Annotated in this window: 16 protein-coding genes and 1 rRNA gene; 12 read left to right on the top strand and 5 right to left on the bottom strand. The window is 38.8% G+C overall.

Annotation, left to right across the window (positions count from 1 at the left end; all coding sequences use genetic code 11):
- Window positions 1–265, top strand: a 16S ribosomal RNA gene (locus FNZ24_RS21530); the annotation flags it as partial.
- Between the two features lie 131 nt (window positions 266–396).
- Here the strand turns inward: FNZ24_RS21530 and FNZ24_RS19975 are convergent.
- Window positions 397–1479 carry an efflux RND transporter periplasmic adaptor subunit gene (locus tag FNZ24_RS19975; RefSeq protein ID WP_153916560.1) on the bottom strand — a complete coding sequence of 361 codons (1083 nt, stop codon included), beginning with the start codon at window positions 1477–1479 and terminating at the stop codon, window positions 397–399.
- Between the two features lie 219 nt (window positions 1480–1698).
- On the opposite strand from FNZ24_RS19975, the gene FNZ24_RS19970 reads away from it, so the two are divergent.
- From FNZ24_RS19970 to FNZ24_RS19950, 5 genes are all read left to right on the top strand, one after another.
- Entirely contained in the window at window positions 1699–2643 is a 945-nt protein-coding gene (locus tag FNZ24_RS19970) for a LysR family transcriptional regulator (protein ID WP_153916559.1), read from the top strand.
- 308 nt (window positions 2644–2951) lie between these two features.
- Complete coding sequence (locus FNZ24_RS19965; protein ID WP_228768562.1) at window positions 2952–3323, top strand: hypothetical protein; 372 nt, start codon at window positions 2952–2954, stop codon at window positions 3321–3323.
- Between the two features lie 141 nt (window positions 3324–3464).
- Window positions 3465–4160 (top strand): HupE/UreJ family protein, encoded by a 696-nt coding sequence (locus tag FNZ24_RS19960; RefSeq protein ID WP_153916557.1) that lies wholly within the window; start codon window positions 3465–3467, stop codon window positions 4158–4160.
- 108 nt (window positions 4161–4268) lie between these two features.
- Window positions 4269–4895, top strand: a complete 627-nt coding sequence (locus FNZ24_RS19955) for a hypothetical protein (protein ID WP_194945108.1) — start codon at window positions 4269–4271, stop codon at window positions 4893–4895.
- 259 nt (window positions 4896–5154) lie between these two features.
- Window positions 5155–8256: a DUF3857 domain-containing transglutaminase family protein gene (locus FNZ24_RS19950; protein WP_153916556.1), complete on the top strand. Its 3102-nt coding sequence runs from the start codon at window positions 5155–5157 to the stop codon at window positions 8254–8256.
- Between the two features lie 171 nt (window positions 8257–8427).
- On the opposite strand, the gene FNZ24_RS19945 is transcribed toward FNZ24_RS19950, so the two are convergent.
- Both FNZ24_RS19945 and FNZ24_RS19940 read right to left on the bottom strand, forming a co-directional pair.
- Complete coding sequence (locus FNZ24_RS19945) at window positions 8428–10560, bottom strand: bifunctional 2',3'-cyclic-nucleotide 2'-phosphodiesterase/3'-nucleotidase (RefSeq protein WP_153916555.1); 2133 nt, start codon at window positions 10558–10560, stop codon at window positions 8428–8430.
- 1335 nt (window positions 10561–11895) lie between these two features.
- Window positions 11896–12201, bottom strand: a complete 306-nt coding sequence (locus FNZ24_RS19940) for a DUF3144 domain-containing protein (protein WP_153916554.1) — start codon at window positions 12199–12201, stop codon at window positions 11896–11898.
- Between the two features lie 712 nt (window positions 12202–12913).
- On the opposite strand from FNZ24_RS19940, the gene FNZ24_RS19935 reads away from it, so the two are divergent.
- The 5 genes from FNZ24_RS19935 to FNZ24_RS19915 all read left to right on the top strand — a co-directional run bounded on the left by FNZ24_RS19935 (window position 12914) and on the right by FNZ24_RS19915 (window position 17272).
- On the top strand, window positions 12914–13246 hold the full coding sequence (locus tag FNZ24_RS19935) for a TM2 domain-containing protein (RefSeq protein ID WP_153916553.1): 333 nt from the start codon (window positions 12914–12916) through the stop codon (window positions 13244–13246).
- Window positions 13247–13477: 231 nt separating this feature from the next.
- Window positions 13478–13735 carry a YdcH family protein gene (locus tag FNZ24_RS19930; RefSeq protein ID WP_153916552.1) on the top strand — a complete coding sequence of 86 codons (258 nt, stop codon included), beginning with the start codon at window positions 13478–13480 and terminating at the stop codon, window positions 13733–13735.
- A 140-nt stretch (window positions 13736–13875) separates the two neighbouring features.
- Window positions 13876–14340: a Fur family transcriptional regulator gene (locus tag FNZ24_RS19925; RefSeq protein ID WP_153916551.1), complete on the top strand. Its 465-nt coding sequence runs from the start codon at window positions 13876–13878 to the stop codon at window positions 14338–14340.
- A 583-nt stretch (window positions 14341–14923) separates the two neighbouring features.
- Window positions 14924–15622, top strand: coding sequence for a DUF1826 domain-containing protein (locus FNZ24_RS19920; RefSeq protein ID WP_153916550.1), 699 nt, complete (start codon window positions 14924–14926; stop codon window positions 15620–15622).
- Between the two features lie 363 nt (window positions 15623–15985).
- Window positions 15986–17272, top strand: a complete 1287-nt coding sequence (locus FNZ24_RS19915) for a carbohydrate porin (RefSeq protein WP_153916549.1) — start codon at window positions 15986–15988, stop codon at window positions 17270–17272.
- A 282-nt stretch (window positions 17273–17554) separates the two neighbouring features.
- Here FNZ24_RS19915 and FNZ24_RS19910 read toward each other — a convergent pair whose 3' ends face one another.
- Entirely contained in the window at window positions 17555–18532 is a 978-nt protein-coding gene (locus tag FNZ24_RS19910; RefSeq protein WP_194945107.1) for a transposase, read from the bottom strand.
- Between the two features lie 147 nt (window positions 18533–18679).
- The gene (locus tag FNZ24_RS19905) at window positions 18680–19066 is read right to left on the bottom strand and encodes a hypothetical protein (RefSeq protein WP_153916547.1); all 387 of its coding nucleotides are present in this window, start codon (window positions 19064–19066) and stop codon (window positions 18680–18682) included.
- Window positions 19067–19107: 41 nt separating this feature from the next.
- Between FNZ24_RS19905 and FNZ24_RS21975 the strand changes: the two genes are divergently transcribed.
- The coding region (locus FNZ24_RS21975) for a transposase (RefSeq protein WP_153916546.1) at window positions 19108–19272 on the top strand (165 nt) is incomplete at its 3' end.

Raw genomic sequence — 19272 nt, 5'->3', positions numbered from 1 at the left:
CCTGGGGAGTACGGCCGCAAGGTTAAAACTCAAATGAATTGACGGGGGCCCGCACAAGCGGTGGAGCATGTGGTTTAATTCGATGCAACGCGAAGAACCTTACCTACTCTTGACATCCAGAGAACTKWTCARACCAGCACTGTTAATTGACACAATGTGCTTTATGCCATCAAGCTGTTGCAGTGCATCTTCAAGTGGTAAGGTGACTTCTTCTTCCACTTGTTCTGGCGATGCACCTGGGTAACTGGTAACAACTAATGCATTTTTAAGGGTGAACTCAGGAAACTCCAACTGACCCAAGCTAAAAAATGAAATACTACCGCCAACGAGTAACAATAGCGCGAACATCCAGCTGATCACCTTACGCGTGATCGAAAACTCTGCAAAATTCATCGCTTATACACCTCGTTGCCAGCGCAACGGTTTAACCGCTTGATCTTCAGATAGGTACTGCACACCAGCTACCACAACTTGATCGCCAATATTAATACCATCAAGGATTTCAATACCATTAGTGGTCACATTTCCGATAGCCACAATGTGCTGTTTCACTGTGCCTGACTTTGCACTGTATGCCCAAATCACACTCTTACCATCAACATCACGCTTCAGTACCGCGCTAGCAGGAACAATCACTGTGATGCTGTTGGTATCAACACCCGAAATATCAAGGCTCACTTCAGCACTCATCCCAGGTAAAACGGTCATGTTTTGTGGACGCGGCAGCGTAAAGACCACTTCATAGCTTTGAGTACCTTGAGTGACTTGAGTGGCATATTCTTTTAAACGCACTGGATAGGCTTTAGCTGGGTTATTGGCAAAGCGCACTTCAGGTATGGATTCCGCATGAGGATTAAACTCTGTCACGCTACTTGCTAAGGATTCTGGCACTTGAATGACCACGTCAATGTTATTGTCTTTTTGCAACACTAAAATGGCTTGATTTGCTTGCACCATTTGAAAGTTATCCATTTCAATTTTAGCGATGGTGCCATCATAAGGCGCTTTTAACTCTGTGTAGCTTAATTGGTCACGGGCACTGGCTAAGTTCGCTTCAGCAGATTTAAGTTGTGCTTTAGCTAAGTCGTATTCAGCTGCCGAAATTAACTCACGGCGTAAAAGCTCGCCTTTACGTTTAAAGTCCGCTGCGGCAAGTTCATGGTCAGCTTCACGATTCAATAAGGTGTTGGTTGCATCACGATTATCAAGACGAGCTAATGTCATGCCTTTTTTCACTTGCTGGCCTTCAAACAAATTCAGATCCACTAAATGGCCTGGCACCCTAAACGCTAAGGTTGCTTGCTTTGTTGCTGCCACTTTAGCTGGGAAAGCGCGTACTGAACCCGCATTTACATCAGTCACGGTCAATAGTTTTACTGGCCGAATGGTCGGTGGTGCCACTTCAACTGACTCGGCACTGCAGCCAGATGTCATCAAAATGAATAAAAATAGTGAGAATGGCATTACGAGGTATTTCATTATCGAATTTCCCATTGTGTATCGAATATTTTGTAGCGTTGATGTAAACAGGTCGCAACAATAACAGTGATCACAGTTTGACAAAACGGAATGATCCGGAACTAAAGGTTCCATTTATTGAAACTATAATGACTTGCTATATACTGATGGGTGTGTGCATAGTGAAAATAGGTCAATAGAATTGTGTTTTGTTCTATGCAATTAACTCGAGTTGTTAACATGAAAACTGAAGATATATCTTTATTCCATAGAATCGTTGAAACCGGCAGCCTCGTTGAAGCTGCTGACATTTTAAACCTACCAAAATCAACGCTTAGTCGCCGCTTAAATGGCTTAGAAGAAGAGTTAAATGTCAAACTGTTCCATCGCCAAAGTCGATCGATGACATTAACAGCGTCAGGTTCACATTTTTACGATAAGACCACTTCGATGATGTCATCACTCGAGCAAACCGTTGCCGAGCTCACCGATGGTAAATCAGAAGTGAGTGGCCATTTACGCATTTTAATTTTTCCCATTCCTGAGCTGTTGCAAATTACCCAAGGTATCTTCAAGTTTATGGATCTGCACCCTGGCATTACCGTTGAATTTATTGTCAGTGCAGAACCTCAAGATATGATCCGCAACAACATCGATTTAGCCTTTATGTTAGAAGACTCATTCAATGAAAATGAAATGGTAGCTCGGCATATTTTCAGCGAAACGGTGTATTTTTTTGCCAGTCCAGAATACTTAAAAAAAGCAGGTTCGCCTCAAACACCAGATGAGATTTCCGATCATAATTCGATCCTGTTCCGCTACCCTAACGGGCGTATTTTTAACGAAGTGCCCTTTGGCCAAGACATGACCTTGTCAGTGAAGGGCAACCTCTGTGTGAATAGCCTTTCAGTGTGTTTAGAGGCCACATTAGCTGGTCGCGGTATTTCCATGATGCCACTCCCTTTTTGCCAAGAGCACGTGGAGTCTGGTGAGCTTGAAATACTATTTAAAGACGTTGCACCCTATGAAGGCAAGTGCTACCTGGTGTATCCATCACGTCGCTATATCAGTCTGGCCAGTCAACGCTTTATTGACCACATGATGCTAGAGTTAGAAAACTGCTCCATGACTGGGATTTGCAATCAAGAGATCAAGGTCCGTGGCCCGATAAAGCCATTGGTTTAATCAGCCAAATAATCTCATTAAGGGCGAACTTGTTCGTCCTTTTCTTTGATAAATTTTAAACGACCAACCGATGGTAAGTTTTTAGCCAACGCTAGCAGTTTATCGCTAAACCTGATTTAATCAGCTATTCCAAAACTCAAATAGCATAATTCGAACTGAGAACACGACTGAATAAATCGTTATTTTTACTTAGCCAACTCAATGCCAATGTCGCTGACAATGCAACTGGGATTAAGACCGTCGCTAAGTGTCGACCATCACTAGTACGTCTCATCGTGTTATGCGTTTTGCTGTGCCAGTTTGCCACCATGAGTTCTGCTTTTTCTGTTCAGTATCCTCACGGTGAGCATCCATCAGGCAGTCAAATCAAGCACCATCATTTCCATACAAGTCATCGCACTGACAATGGCCATCGTGCAGAACACCAACACTTACACCAAAGTGAATTAGGTTTTAGCGCCACCGAAACCCAACAAGAAATTCTTGAATCGAACAAAGTCACCCAGGTGGATAACACCATTGCAGAGCACGAGCACAGTAGTCACTCACATTCAGCATCTCACCCGCCGGTAGAGTCGCAGTTTGTGGCTGAGTTTACCCATGCAAGTACACTCAGTGATACTGATATTACCTATTTAACCTTACAATACGCGCCGCCTATTCCCCCTCCTTATCAATAAGTCTATTTCAAGCTTTCACTAAGTGATGCTATTGATTCAAAAGTGAATTAACGCATTGCTAAACCATAATGCATTTTGTTTGTTAGTGCTTTTTAGCGACTAACTCAGTTGATGCATAACCAGACTTATTGGAGTAAACACATGCGCCATACTTTGGCTAACAGCCTAAAAATAATGCTGTTATTTTTTGGGGTTATGACCTCATTTTCGATTTTCGCTCACGGGGTTGATGAAACCACTCAACAATTTTTGACCCAAAATCAGGGCGTCTCAATCCTGCCCTTTATTTACATAGGAGCAAAACATATGGTCACAGGTTACGACCATATCTTGTTTCTCGTAGGGGTGATTTTCTTTCTTTATCGCACCAGAGATGTGCTGCTTTATGTCAGCTTATTCACTCTTGGCCACAGTGTGACTTTATTGTGGGGAGTGTTTAACGACATTAATATCAATGCCTATTTGATCGACGCCATTATTGGGGTTTCAATCATTTACAAAGGCTTCGATAACTTAGGTGGATTTAAGCGGCTATTTGGCTATCAGCCTAATACTCGGCTGGCGGTTCTCATATTTGGCCTCTTTCATGGCTTTGGATTAGCTACAAAAATTCAAGAGTTTAATCTGCCACAGGATGGGCTAGTAGCGAACATTCTCGCCTTTAATGTCGGCGTAGAAATCGGACAATTTATGGCCTTAGCTATCGTCCTCATCGCCATGAGTTTTTGGCGGCGCAGCCCAAGTTTTATGCGGTTTTCAACCGCAGCAAATACGCTATTAATGAGTGGCGGCGTGATGCTAGTAGGCTTTCAGTTAACCGGTTATTTCATTAACTAACTGAACTGTCTGTAACAAGCAGTACAGCCACCCGACTCTAATAATTTAGCCATTGAAAATCGATGGCAACAGCGCACTTTTAAACAGTGCACTATGAAAGGATTTACCATGCAAACTAATAATATTGATGTTCAAGTACAGTCCACCGCCACGCTTATCAAAGCCAGCATTATCGCCACAGTGATTGGTGTGGTCGTGTTAATTATCGCCATTTTACCGGCCGAATATAACATCGACCCAACGGGGATCGGCAAAGCAATGGGCTTAACTAAAATTGCGCAAGCAGCTAATCAACCATTACAAACACAATCACTACAAGTGCAGTCACCACAAGCGACATCTAACGAAAGTGCTGACATTGTGATTAACACAGCACCAAGTGTTGCTGAAATCCAACAAGCCAGAGAACACTCTGCAGTTCGATCTGATACCGTTCAAGTGCTTATCCCAAGTGGTAAAGGCATAGAATATAAACTACTGCTTAACTCATATACTCACCTTGAATATGAGTGGAAAACCACAAACGATGCGCCGCTATATTTTGACTTTCACGGTGAACCACAAGGCGATACCACTGGTTACTACGAAAGCTACAATATTAGTAGCGCTAATCAGGTCAAAGGCTCGTTAACCACTCCATTTTCTGGCTCCCACGGATGGTATTGGAAAAACAACTCTGGCAGCGCAATTACCGTGCAACTTACCACCAAGGGACAATATTTAGTTAAAGGATAGCCTTAAGTTAAAGGTCATATTTCGTTAGAAATTAATGCAGATACAGCCCATCGCCATATGGGCTGTTTATTATGATGAACACTTCTGTCTTACCTACCATTCAGTGTTATTGTTTTGTAAAAAAACTAGTAAAAAAGTATAATTTTTCCTTTCTATATATTAGTATCAAAATAGCTTCATAGAAGAAGAAAATTTAATAAAAATATTAATTATCATAGTTTTATTTAAATTATAAAATTTAAAGCAAGGGATTGGCTTAATGACTTGGTGCTCTACTCTATCAAAATCTTTTTTTTATACTCAAATATCTCGTTTTTTAATCTTAGCAGTATCAGCTATATTTCTATGCTTGCTTTCTTTAAATATCAACGCCAAAGACTTACAACCTTCCTTAAAACGACACAATTTAGATTCTCAATGGCAAACAGGTCTTTATAAAGAGAAAGGATTACAACTAGCCCCTTTACCTAAATGGGTAAAAACTGTTGAGCTACCCTTTCCTGCAGTACCTGATTTAGCCAATTTATCAGATGGTATTTATCATTTAGTCTTGGATAACCAGATTAGAGTTACAGACACAAATACATTTAAATTCAACCGCTATGCAACCAAAGCAGTTTCAGCAAAAGGGTTGCAGTATATATCTCAAATTACCATAGATTATGACCCTCAATATCAACAAGTGTTCTTTCATGGTATTAAGCTATATCGAAATGGAGAAGTTATCGACAAAACCTTCGATAGTCAGTTCACTTTAGATAAAAGTGACTCTGCAAATGACCTCATATATGACGGAACATTGACAGGGTTTTGGCTCATAAATGATGTACGATTAGGAGACGTTATTGAATATAGCTATACACTAGAGGGAAGAAACCCGGTTTATCGCGCAAACTTTTCATATCAACGCTCTCTTCAGTGGAGCATTCCCATCCACCAGCAGTTTTTAAGAATTCTTTGGGCTAAATCTGAGCCTCTTGAATATAAATTTCATAACACTGAAAAACAATTTACAGTGACAAAACTAGGTAAAGAAACTGACTATCAAGTTTTACAACAAGATGTCCCTCCATTAAGTGTTAGTTCAGATGCTGCGTCTTGGTATTCACCATATTCTGCCGTAGAAGTCAGCAGTTACTCAAACTGGGAATCCGTCGTACAATGGGCATTACCATTGTTTGAAAATCAGATAGATACTTCAGCTGCTATTGCTGAGAAAGTTAATCAAATAAAACAGCAAACTAATGATCCCAAACAACAGCTTATTCTTGCATTAAAATTTGTACAGAATGATATTCGCTATATGGGAATCGAAATTGGAAGCAATAGCCACTTTCCAGCCAAAGCAAGTGAAACTATCAATAAGCGATATGGCGACTGCAAAGATAAGTCTGTTATTTTAATTGCTTTACTGAGAGCTCTCAATATTGACTCGTTTGCAGTGTTAGTCAATTCGCAGAATGGTAAAGCATTAGACATCAAATTACCGTCTGCACAACTTTTTAATCATGCCATAGTCAAAGCTGAATTAGATGAAAAAGTGTATTGGCTTGACCCAACACTGTTAAATCAAGATGCTACTTTGGAGGCGCTTTACCAGCCTGATTATGGTTTCGGACTCGTTGTCAAAAAAGGTGTAAATAAACTTGAGTCACTTAAAAACTCACAAAGTGGCAGTACAGTTAGATTTGAAGAATATTACGATTTAAGTAACGGAATTGAAGGCCCATCATCATTCAAATCAACCATTGATTTACAAGGGGAAAAAGCTAGAAGTTTACGCGCTCGACTTGATAGAAATAGCATTACAGAGTTATCTGAGAGCTACGCTAGTTACTACAACAATATTTTCAATGGGGTAGACATATCTCAGCCACTTACTGTGAATCATTCGCCAAACAATGGCATCACCACCATTACTGAGCATTACTCTCTCCGTTCACCTTGGAGTTTAGGCGATGATGACGGTTACAGTATTTATTTTTATGAAAGCCAAATATCCCCATACATTAGTATGCCTGAGGGATTTGGAATACGAGATATATCACTATCACACCCTCTACTCATTGAAGGTGTAATAACAGCCAAACTAAGGCCTCAAAATTGGGAGTTTGACCCTGAAACGATAAAAGAAAATAACTCATTTTTTAACTTTTCATTTAACGTGTCATTTGATAATAACACTAATGAATTAACGCTTAAGTACCAATACGAGTCAAAAACTGATCGAGTAACTTCCGTTCAATTAAATGAATATACAGAAGCTTTGGCTAAATTGGCTAGCCTTGATTCATATGGCATTGTAGATTTTAATAATCCTGCTCCCGTAAAACCTGAAGAAACCTCTTCTGATTTATCTCAATCAATTGCTGAGTTGGGTGGCTTAATTTATTGGTTTATTGCCAGCGCTTTATTCGCTATTGGAGGGTTGTTTACCATTGCCAGCTTATTGAATGAACAGAGTAAGCATAGCAACGCAAACTTCTATCCTATTTCCATCAAAAAATTTATCTTACTTAGCTTTTTCTCCTTAGGTTTTTATATACCTTATTGGTCCTATAAAAACTGGCAGTACATTAAAGAAGATAAACGACCTGATATCTGGCCCATTGCAAGAGCGCTGTTTAATCCTTTATGGTTTTATGCGTTATTTATGTGGATGGAAGTTGATAGTGAGCAAAGAGATAAACGTTCATGGCTAATTCCGACATGGGCCGCAGGATTTTGTTTTTTCAGCTTATTAATATACAACGGATTGAATAATCGTTTAGACCTCGCCTTCATCACTTTTTTCATTCCGATAGCGTTATTTCTACCATTAGTAAAATATGCCAACAAGGTTAATGGTAAGGATTCGCTTGCTTACCTCAATAATTCAAAAATTTTCATTCGAAATTGGATATTCATCACTTTTGCAAGTCCATTAATCATAATGATGATTGCACAGGAGGTTAATTTAATTGCTTCTGATGATGTTATTGAAGGAAAAAAATTATGGAGTCATGATATCCACTTTATGCAGCAACATAAGATGATCCAACAAGATTCTATTCCAATATATTTTTACAGCGAATCATTTTTCAACCAACAAACCGCAGGTAATGGCTTTACTCATCAAGAAGTCTTTAGCTATTGGACTGAAGAGCAACAATTGCAATGGATGACAGCAAAGCTCTCTTTAGTTAAAGATATTACAGTTGAGTACAGTAACTCCGAGACTGAAGACACTGAGATAACTGTCATATTAAATGATGACGAAGAATTTCTTCTTTTTGTCACTGCAGTTTCAGGACAAGATAAAACATTTGTCGAAGAGTTATTGCGCCAATGGAAAGCTAATACAGTTACCGCTCAACTTTAAAATTACATCTTATTTTATTCAGTGTTGAATACAACATTTGATAAGCGCATAGACACTTTTCAAATTGCCAATAAAAAACCCTGCTTAGGTCTTAAGCAGGGTTTTTATTATGAAATCAGTAAACGTTATGGTTACTTCATCATAGGCAGATGACGCAATTAACTATGCTAATTACTTTGCAGAACAGTTGAACTCACCGTTGTAGTCAAAGTTAAAGTTGTAGATAGTGAAACCTTCAGTACCTTCTTTAGTGCCATCTTCCTGATCAGTTGAAAGACCAGTAACTTCATTGGTCGCACAACGGAAGGCTTCTTCAAGCTTTGCAGAAGCAAATGACACGCTAGTGGTATTTGGCGCTTCAAGTTGGAATACTTTCGCGTTAGGGAATGCAAGCTCATTACCTTCTTGCTCTTCTAAACGGTCAGCTAAGTAGAACTGTACTAATTCGCGGTTAACGAACGCAGCTTCTTCTTTCACTAAAACAGCATTATCAACACCAGGCATACCTGAGTTAGATGCACGGTAGTTGTTAGTAATCACGAAGATTTCAGCATCATCAGCAATTTCAACACCGTCGTAAGTCAGGCTAGTTAGCTGCTCACTGTCAGTTTCAGTATAATTGAAGCCATTGATATCGATGAACTTTGAGTCATTCTCGACGTTAACAGTGTATTTAAGTAAACCTTCACCCTCTTCGCTGAATCCACCAAAGAATGCATCAAAGTTATAACCAGGGAATTCTTCTACTAGGAAGGTTTCACCCGCTGACAATGGTAGGCTGCGGTAAGCATTTGAATTTACCCACTCGATCCAACGCTTCATGTCTGCACCAGTCATTTTTAAAACGGCTGGCGTGTTGTTATCAAATACGTAAATGTCTGCAACAGATGCGTTAGTTAGCTCACCTTCTTGAATGTTGGTGTAATCAGCTCCGCCATTACGACCAGACTTGAATGGCGCAGATACTGATAGGAATAAAGCATCTTCAGATGCATCAGCAAACTCACCTTCAGCTTTCCACTTGTGTAGTTGATGAAGCTGAGCTTCATTCACTACTTGAATAGATAAATCAGGTACTACTTGTGGGAAGAAGCTGTTCATGTTGACGTCGATTTCAGCAATCGTTTCAGCCATGTATTCAACAGTGCCTTCATGTTCAGCAACAACTAAATCTTCAATGGCACCATCTGAACCTTCAACTAAAGAGCGAAGCTCAGCCGTTGAATGGCTATGATCGACAGACCAAGTTTCACCGCCGTCATCAGAATTAAGTTTTAAATCAATCACACCTAATTTCGCGCCCCAGTAACCAGGCATTACAGCTGGAATACCATTGATTAGGCCTTTTTCAGCGTCAACATCTGGGATATCACCGTACTCACCAGTTGAGTTAGGGAAATCACGATGATCATGTCCGAACATGATGGCATCGATATCATCAACATAACCTAAGTGAAGTGATGCATTTTCAGCAAACTCATCATCATTGTTGTTCAAGCCTGAATGCGGAATTGCAACAATCACGTCTGCGCCTTCAGCTTTCATAATTGGTACATAATGCTCAGCTGTTTTCTTAATATCAGAAACAACCACATTACATACTAAGTGAGATGCATCCCAACCCATGATATCAGGCGGAGTGAAACCAATAACACCTACTTTTACAGTGTGTGCTTTACCATCATCAGCGATAAATTCACGATCTAAAATCACATATGGGTTATACATATGCTCAGCAGTGTCATAGAAGTCTTCAGTAATGCGAACTTCACATTCTTCAGTTGCATTGCTCACTTTTTCTAGCGAGTCGTCAGCTTTCCAAACGTTAGCAGCAACATATGGGAATTCAGAACCTTTAAGCGCTTCATCAAGATATTCAAGACCATAGTTAAACTCATGGTTACCTAAGTTAGCAGCGTCATACTCTAAGTGGTTCATTGCTTTGTAAACTGGGTGCATTTCACCTTTAAGGTGTTCTGCGCCAAGAGCCGCCATGTAATCGCCCATTGGACTACCTTGGATTAAGTCACCGTTGTCAAACAACATGCTGTTGGCGACTTCTTTGCGGGTTTCTGCAATCACTAAAGAAGTACGTGCTAAGCCCCATTCAGGTAAGTTCTCTTCGTTATCAGCTTGGCTAACAAAGTAATTGTAAGGCATTACGTTTGTGTGGATATCAGTGGTTTCCATTAAACGAAGATCGATACTGATCGAATCATTTTTATCGTCTGATGAATTACTACAACCCGCTAGTGCTGCTGCAACGCTTGAAACAAGAAGAAGCTTCTTAGCATTAAATTTCATGTTTACTCCGAAGGAATTTTGATTTATTTCACTCAAACCATTACCGCCGTTTAGAGAAATCTTTAACTCTCTAATAAAGCAGTAACTATTAACTAAATATGTTTGGCGTCTCTTAAGACGGCGATAAATTAATTAAATTTAATAAACAAGTAAAGAGAACAATAGGCAGGAAGATAAAGACAATTAACAAAATAAATTGAAATTTAAAATAATAAAAAAGTTAACCAAAAATAAAAAACAAAAATAAAACTACGAAAAACGAACAAAATTCAATCAACTTAAAAACTTATGTACATGACCAAAAAATGACAAAGCCAGATGAAAATTGATTAAAAATGAAACTGAACTGTTTTTTTTGAGAAACGATTAAAGGATAAATAGGCACCATTTGGCGTTATCAGGCCAGAATTAAGATAATAACTAACCTCTAACCGTGGTTTTAAAGTTCACCCAAGTAAACAAGCAAATAACAAACCCCATTAAAGCCTAATAAAACATGACGATAAATAAAAACACACCCTATACATTACTTTTTTAAGAACAAAATATAGTAATTTTATTATCCTTAAATTAAAAAAATACCACTATTTGTAGAATTTATCAGCAATGATGAATGGAGATAATTAATTAAATGATCTAATAATTTCAGTTCTGACTTATTTATAAAAACCTTTAAGGCCTGAATATCAATTAAATAAGTATAAAATAGCAGCAAATATCGAAATATTAATTTTTAATGAATACGACAAATTAATAGAAAAATAAAAAAAGCACACCACAGGCTTAACCCAGGCAACCTAAAAATAACAATTGTATGCGCCCACCTTCTTTTATAGGTTTCATTTTTATTACGCTAAATACATCGAAATAATAGATTTGATTACCTAAAAATTAATTAGTGAGCACTCATTTAAACGAATTGGAGTTATACCGCCAATTAAAACAAAATAAAGAACTAATAGTTTTTAAATAAAGACAATTGAGGTGTAAATTAGCTTGAGACTATTTATCGTAATTAAACAGCGAGATATCTTTCAATACAAAATTTGGAATATTCGCTGCAAAATGACGTGTTTCCATCCATAAACATGCATCTGAATATTCTAAGTGCTAATGGTATTTCTTGATGGGCGATTTACAGCAATAAGAAGAGTTAATAGGCAAAATAAAACCACTATCAATCAATTAATAGTGGTTCATGATATTTCAGTAGTATTTAGACCCTTTGGGCACTAATTGCTAAAACTAAAAGCTAAGTGCTTAGAACTAATAACTAAGAACTAAGAACTAAGAACTAAGAACTAAGAACTAAGCCTTAAAATATATCAAGTATGGTTACTTTTGAGTTCTACGGTATTCGTCAAAGTTAGCAATATAATCATCCATATTGCCTTCAAGCATCTTAGTATACTCGTCAACATAGTACTTCATCATTTCAGCTTTCTTCTGCTGCATTTGTTCTGCTGTTTTAAAGCCTGTAGAACCAAACCAAGCGTTATAACGTGTTAATGCATACATGAATGAAGCACTGATCTCGCCAGTTTTAATTTCTGGGTCTTGATTATGATCATTGGCCACTTGGATAATTGCGTTTGCGCGATCGAAAAAAGCCTTGCTTGGCATTGAGTTTGATTCTGACATGCTGATTTTCCTAATAATGTGATAGTAATTAGCCAATATTACGCCGACTTAAACGGCTAGCCATATCTATAGTGAGCTTAACGTACGTGCTTTTAAGCTAATAAACCGTAATGTTGTTCACAAACTGCAGCAGTGGGTTTTGATAACTGTGACACGCTTCATTTTGCAGACAAACAAAATCAGAACTGGTGCAATTTCTAATCTGAAGCCTTTCCTATATAAGTCTCTCCCTCAGTCTCAGTCTCAGTCTCAGTCTCAAAATAGTTTTAGTTGAAAAGTCACATCACAATCTTATCCAGCCTTAACTGCAAACCAGACAAGATTTATTAAAAGACAATATCGTTTACAAAACAAACACCAAAGCAATCACAACCCAACTAAAAATAATTAACAAGTGTAATGCTAAAGGCTAAAGCTGTACTCATTAGTACCGTTAATAGACATTTCATCTGACAGTAATAATTTCAAAACAAGACTGATTCCCCCAGATTGACATAAATAAAAATTATATTTTATTTCAATAGCTTGAAAGCAGGCAGAAATTTACACCTTAATCATTAACGGTTTAAAAATTAGCGACTTACTTCACTGGTAATAGTTTTATTGGTTATCTCAATTTTTTTATTTCAATAGTGAGATCTAGAACACTAGAACTGAGCGCACACTTGTACTCATAATGCCTCATTAGCAATATTGACCTTTGGAGTTTGTAATGCCTCAAGTAGCCTGTTCACAATGCAGCCAGAAAATAGATTCTAACCACATCACCTGCCCACAATGTCAGGCGACTCAAGGATTAGAAGCACTTTCAGGCATTGACCCAAATATTCGAATCAAAAATCAGAAATTCGCAATTTGGTTTGGTTTTCTATTTGGCGGCTTAGGGTTACATAAATTTTATTTAGGTCAGCACCTAAAAGGCAGCCTTTATTTAGTATTCAGCTGGACTTTAGTGCCAATGGTGATGGGCTGGATAGATTCGGTTCGTACCATGAAAATGAGCTCATTTAATTTTGAGCAGCGCTATAGTAAACGCGCAATGTAACTCCTTATCTGCATAAATCCCATAAAATGCCTGCATCCCAATTGATGCAGGCGTTTTTAATTATTGCTCACTGCTTGCCGCTTCATACCCTGCCTGAATTTTTGTTAGCTAGATCGCTAAACCATTCAAACTTATCCCTTTGTAAAACTTCATAGTGCTATAGTGATTTTAGTTTTACAGGAAAAATTTTCAAAATAAAGAATTCCAATTCACCATTTCAGGGGAATACCTATGTTAAATGAGAATCATGCACTTATTTTCGACTTTCCAGAGTTTAAGAAAGACATTGTTTATTTGAATCATAAAGATAAAGAGTTTGAAGCCTTATCCAAGCAGTATCACTTGTTGGATTATGAGATACGCGAGTTAGAAGTTGAAGGAAGCCCAACTGATGACGAACATATGCATCAACTCAAAGTACAGCGCGCAAATTTAAAAGATGTGTTGTTCCTTAAATTAAAGCAACATCACGACTTAGAACCGTCTTAACTCCTGACAACCAAGGAGGGGAATTACATCATTCCCCTCTTAGCAAAGTGAGTGAGTTAAAACTGTTGAGACATTATTATTTACAATTTTCCCCTTAGCAGAAATAATAACGCCAAATTGATTCCCTCTAGAGTTGAGCTATGTCTACTAGTAATAAAATCGCTATCTTTACTAAAGCGGAGCAAATATGCCGCAATAATGGCGTTAAGTTCACTGCAAAAAGAAAGAATGTGTTAGGTGTTCTGTTAGATGCCGATAAGCCATTATCAGCCTATGAAATTGTCGATAACTATCGCCAAACTCATGATGAATCATTACCACCAATGTCTGTTTACCGCATGCTAGATGCGCTCAGCACAATGTCGCTGGTACATAAACTCTCATCTGAAAACAAATACTTAGCTTGCTCACATATTACTTGCGATCACGCACATGAGGTGCCTCAATTTTTAATTTGTAAAAGCTGCGGTAAAGTTGCAGAAAAAGGCATCCAGGCCAGCGTCATTGAAGTATTGAAAAAAAGTATTGAACAAGTAGATTTTCAATTAATAAACTCACAAATTGAATTACAATGCTTGTGTAAAGATTGTGCTCAAGCGAGTTAAAATCAATATGACCTTTGCCATAAATTAACCTAACCTCTAGCTAATTTATGGCAAAAATATATCCCCATCAGATAAACTCACAGCACATTGCCGCTGATACCACTCTTCCCCTTTTATAATCGTTACAATAGAAAAACCAACTCCACACAATCAAAATATAAATCTATAAATCAAAACCTTGAAATCAAAAAGACATAATTAGCTCACTCGCTATGAGCAATCAATTAACCATTATTAGCCGCTCAACAATCAACATTTAAAGCTTGATTCACCCACCAACATTTAATTTACACTGCAAATGATACACTGTAACATTTATATGATATATTTTTGGTTCCGCGGACCTAGATTGAATAATTTGGGCAAATTTAAACATTCCAATTAGAGACAGTTAATGCAAAAAGAAATGGTTGTAGCCTCCTCCCTGAGTGTTCGTTTTTCAGAGCAAAATGTCCTTGACGATGTAAGTAGCCAAATTAAATTGCGCTCTTACTCCGGCTTTTAAAGGCTTAATGGCATTTACATTGTCAACTAAGCCCATTTTATTTGGGTAATTAACACATCGCATTTGAGGTAAATAATGATGACAACAGCAACTGAGATAACCAATAAACCTGTAACATCCATTAGCCGCCAACCTGAAATACACAAAAGTCGGTTGGCAGTCACCTCAGATAACCCGAATGTATTAACTGATATTTACCGCGAAGAAGTGAATATTGCGATTTGGCAGCAAGAGCTTAGTGACGATGTTGTCAGCTGTGCACAAAGGTTAGTCACAGAAATACCTCACTTAAAAGCGGTGATGACTGTAACACCACAAGAGTCATATCAACATTTAACCGAGCATTTAAGTCTTTTTGAAAATAATCATTTAATTTGCCATCAAATCAGCTTATTAGTGGATATGTTTTGTACCCTTTTCGAGCTTAAAAGAGTGGGGCTCAGATTAACGGCGCTTGATCGCGCTATATGTCCTAAATTCCATGTAGATAGAGTCCCTTCTAGACTGGTTTGCACCTTTACGGGTAACACCACACAGTGGCTTGAAAATAATGTCATTGATCGCTCAAAACTCGGTATCGGCAGCCAAGGTTTAGCTGATGAAGAGTCAGGTCTTTTGCAATCCATCGAAGATATCAATCAACTATCTGTCGGTGATGTTGCGTTATTAAAAGGCGAAGGTTGGTTTGATAATGAAGGCGGCGGATTAGTACATCGCTCCCCTAGCCTCACGACAGGAGAGCAAAGACTATTACTCACGTTAGATTTCATTGAGTAGCTTTAATGCTAAAAGCTCAAAGCTCAAAGCTCAAAGCTCAAAGCTCAAAGCTCAAAGCTCAAGCAAAAGTCTAAAGGCCGCGGATCGGAAGATAAACGGCCTGTTTAACATCATAAACAAATGCAACTTAAGCGAATTGGGTTATTGATACTGCTCATTTAAAAAATAAGCTCAAGTGAGTCGCTCTGCTCTAATACAAAATCCAAATAGTTAATCACCCCCTGTTTTATGCCATAAATGGGATCTGTATCACTTAACAAAATAAGTTACTAGCACTAGCCCGCTGCAAACATCCTATTAGCAAAACCCTATCTCTGCTAACATATAGAGTACATTCCTTAACTTCCCCCCAAAGGAAAAATGATGACTCGTTATACCCTTGCCGCGACGTGTATCGCTTTAGCATTATCAACTAGTGCCAATGCAACCACTGTTGAAGAAGAACTGAAAGCATTAAAAGAGCGCATTGAACAGCTAGAAGCTCAACAGAAAAAAGCAGCCGAACAACCACAAGTTATTGAAGAAGTGGAAGTTGCAGTCGTTAACGAAGTCGTCGAAGAAGTTGAGGTCAGCGAAACAACAGAGGCCAAAGTTAATTTTGGCGGCGCAGTTCGTGTTAATTATTCCTATGAAGATTTTAATGACGCCAACGCCGATCGCGGTGGCGACTTTGACTTTGACCTATTCCGTATCGATGTTTCAGGCAGTTACGGTGACTTAATTTATTCAGCTCAATACCGATGGTTTGAGTACATGAATGTAGTACAACATGCTTGGATTGGTTATAACTTTGATGAACATCAACAAGGTAAAATCGGTGTCACTCAAGTGCCATTCGGCATGCTAACTTACGCATCAAACAACTACTTTTTCAGCTCTAACTTTTATCTTGGCCTTGAAGATGACCACGATATGGGTTTGAACTACACCTTTAAAAGCGACGCTAACCGTTTTGACATTGCCTTTTACAAAAACGATGAACAAGGTGGTATAGACGGATTTGTATCAGATCGCACAGACCGTTATGCCTACGATGTTGTTGGTATTCGTCTAGACGGTGAAGATGCTTACGATGCACCAACGGCAGGTTATGAAGCGGGTGAAGTGAATACCTTTAACCTGCGTTATGCACACAACTTCACCTTCGATAAACTGGGTGTTGAACTCGGTGGCTCTGTACAAGCAGGCCAACTGGAAATAGCCAACGGCACCGATGGTGACAACTTTGCAGCAGCTATTCACGGTATTCTCGATTACGATCGCTGGAACGTGAAATTACAAGTAACAGATTACGAATACGATGTTGATGGCATGGATGTCGACCGTATTGTGGTTGCCGCTTACCACTTCTATGACTCGATCCCAGCAGAAGCGACCACTTACATCGCTAATGTGGCTTACAGTTTACCAGTCGATTTTGGCCCAGTATCTAACCTCACCTTCTACAATGATTATTCTTTAGTGACGGGTAAGTCAGCCTCACTTGAAGACACCTTTATGAATGTCACCGGTATGGCGGTTTCAGCCGGCGGTTTATACACCTACTTTGACTATGTAGTAGCTGAGAACCAGCCATTCATCGGCGGCACCATGGTCGGTGATGGTGACACCAATAAACGATTCAATATTAACTTCGGTTACTATTTTTAGGTCTAGTTAATCCTTGTTTATAGTTGCAAATAATTGCTAGTCGTTACTAATACCCTAGTTTAGATAATAGTTTAGGTAATGATTTAGACATCAAAAAGCCCGCTATCGAAAGATAAGTGGGCTTTTTATTGAATGCGACGACTGGCTGAAAAGCGATTTTTCAGTTCTGGCCATCTTTAATTACCGAACATTAATCACCGAATAACAAACAGTAACTAAACCCGATTAGAGAATTTGATAAATAGCCATTAATCATGGTTGGCCATGTTGCTTTACTACGTATTAAGCGCACAACCAGCGCTGACAGTTAGCAGCGCCTTGTCGTCGCTTGCGGTCGACATGTTCACAATATTCAGTCAGCGCGGGCAGTGACCCAACTGCGCCTTTAAATAATGCCTCGAACTCGGTAGTGATTTTTAGCCAGTTTTTAGCGGGAATATTCAGTCGATTAAGAATGTGCTGGCTATTCGTACTTATCGCACCACACTTGTCATCTCGAATAATGCGTCCTGTATCCTCAACAAGCACGATGTAGTCTTTTACGCTATACATTAACCCATTAGGCATGTTCAATCTCTCATTACCTACAAAGGGAAGCAACGCTTTTGGTTGCTCACCGTTTATAACAGAATTAATGCGACGTTGAATACTGGTGTAATCTGACCTTTCAGGTGTTGCAGCCATTTGCGCGCGAATTGGATTCAAATCAACATAAGCCATACAGGCTAGAACTGCTGCGTCCTCAAGTAATGCTTGCGATTTAAAGCGCCCTTCCCAAAAGCGACCTGTACACTTATCTTCTTTATTGGCCATTCTTGCAATCGGTTCACTCAAGGAACGCATAAACCAACTGATATCGGTCAATCGCTCTCGATATAGCGCAATACAATCATTAACCGTCTTTAATTCAAACTCATTAAGGGATTCACCTTTAACAAATTTATGGGTCAGCAATGTACCTTTAAAGCCTTTATGCCATTGAGCTAACACCTCAATATCAGACCATTCTTTGGCTTTATCCACATCGACTTTAAGCACGACATGTAAGTGGTTACTCATAACGGCATAAGCACAGATATCAATGGCAAAAATCGTCGCCAATTCAATAATGCGGCTATCTACCCACTCACGACGATGTTCAAAGTTTTCGCCTGTCGACTTATCAAACCCACACAAAAATGCCTTACGTACCACACGCGAACAACAGTGGTAGTAAGGCGTATCTTCTAAACTCACGAGTGTTTTTCTAGGTCTGGCCATCATTAATCACCGAATATTACGCAGTAACCAAAGCCTAGTAGAGAGTTTGATATATAGCCATTAATCATGGGTGGCCATGTTATTTGTAATCATGGGTGGCCATGTTATTTGTTATTCATTATTTGATTTCCAGCCATGTTATTTTTTTTACTTAGTCACATAGTTTGACGCTCTTATTTCTTCAACTCGATCCCTTAACGCTTGAGGCATTTCAGGGTCATTGATGGCATCAATAATGTCTTGCGCCAACTTAATCTGTTTGCGATGTTTTTCACCTGTTGAAGCTAAAAAAGTATCAAGATCTTCGATAAGCCATACTAATTCTGTTTCATTCTTATATTGTTCAAAACTTAACTTAACAGCTGATTCCCACATATGCACCTTGCTGATACAGATATCAGTATCGAAACGCTCCTTCCTAGTCAAGAAATCCCCCCAATCAGAGCAAGGACCATAAAAATACTTTTTAACAAGGCGATTTCGCTCTCCCTCACCTTCTAAGGCAATATGTTGTGGCTTAATGAATCTGTACACCGATATGGGGTAAACTCCCCTTAATATAAATTGGTGTAAAAATGATGACGACTCAACCTACTTACTCAACAGAATTTAAAATTGATGCGGCTAATCTTGTGATTAAACAAGGCTATTCTGTACGTGAAGCATGCGAAGCGACTGGCGTAGGCCCAACAGCCATTAGGCGTTGGGTAAAGCAGTTATCAGAAGAGTTTGAAGGTATA

The sequence above is a fragment of the Shewanella sp. TC10 genome (assembly GCF_009663145.1).
Taxonomy (GTDB): Bacteria; Pseudomonadota; Gammaproteobacteria; order Enterobacterales; family Shewanellaceae; genus Shewanella.
This window is presented reverse-complemented; position numbering and strand designations above follow the sequence as displayed.

Bases quoted from the DNA above. Each gene is read 5' to 3' on its own strand.
- FNZ24_RS19975 (WP_153916560.1), bottom strand. From the start codon at position 1,479: ATGAAATACCTCGTAATGCCATTCTCACTATTTTTATTCATTTTGATG.
- FNZ24_RS19970 (WP_153916559.1), top strand. From the start codon at position 1,699: ATGAAAACTGAAGATATATCTTTATTCCATAGAATCGTTGAAACCGGC.
- FNZ24_RS19965 (WP_228768562.1), top strand. From the start codon at position 2,952: ATGAGTTCTGCTTTTTCTGTTCAGTATCCTCACGGTGAGCATCCATCA.
- FNZ24_RS19960 (WP_153916557.1), top strand. From the start codon at position 3,465: ATGCGCCATACTTTGGCTAACAGCCTAAAAATAATGCTGTTATTTTTT.
- FNZ24_RS19955 (WP_194945108.1), top strand. From the start codon at position 4,269: ATGCAAACTAATAATATTGATGTTCAAGTACAGTCCACCGCCACGCTT.
- FNZ24_RS19950 (WP_153916556.1), top strand. From the start codon at position 5,155: ATGACTTGGTGCTCTACTCTATCAAAATCTTTTTTTTATACTCAAATA.
- FNZ24_RS19945 (WP_153916555.1), bottom strand. From the start codon at position 10,560: ATGAAATTTAATGCTAAGAAGCTTCTTCTTGTTTCAAGCGTTGCAGCA.
- FNZ24_RS19940 (WP_153916554.1), bottom strand. From the start codon at position 12,201: ATGTCAGAATCAAACTCAATGCCAAGCAAGGCTTTTTTCGATCGCGCA.
- FNZ24_RS19935 (WP_153916553.1), top strand. From the start codon at position 12,914: ATGCCTCAAGTAGCCTGTTCACAATGCAGCCAGAAAATAGATTCTAAC.
- FNZ24_RS19930 (WP_153916552.1), top strand. From the start codon at position 13,478: ATGTTAAATGAGAATCATGCACTTATTTTCGACTTTCCAGAGTTTAAG.
- FNZ24_RS19925 (WP_153916551.1), top strand. From the start codon at position 13,876: ATGTCTACTAGTAATAAAATCGCTATCTTTACTAAAGCGGAGCAAATA.
- FNZ24_RS19920 (WP_153916550.1), top strand. From the start codon at position 14,924: ATGACAACAGCAACTGAGATAACCAATAAACCTGTAACATCCATTAGC.
- FNZ24_RS19915 (WP_153916549.1), top strand. From the start codon at position 15,986: ATGACTCGTTATACCCTTGCCGCGACGTGTATCGCTTTAGCATTATCA.
- FNZ24_RS19910 (WP_194945107.1), bottom strand. From the start codon at position 18,532: ATGGCCAGACCTAGAAAAACACTCGTGAGTTTAGAAGATACGCCTTAC.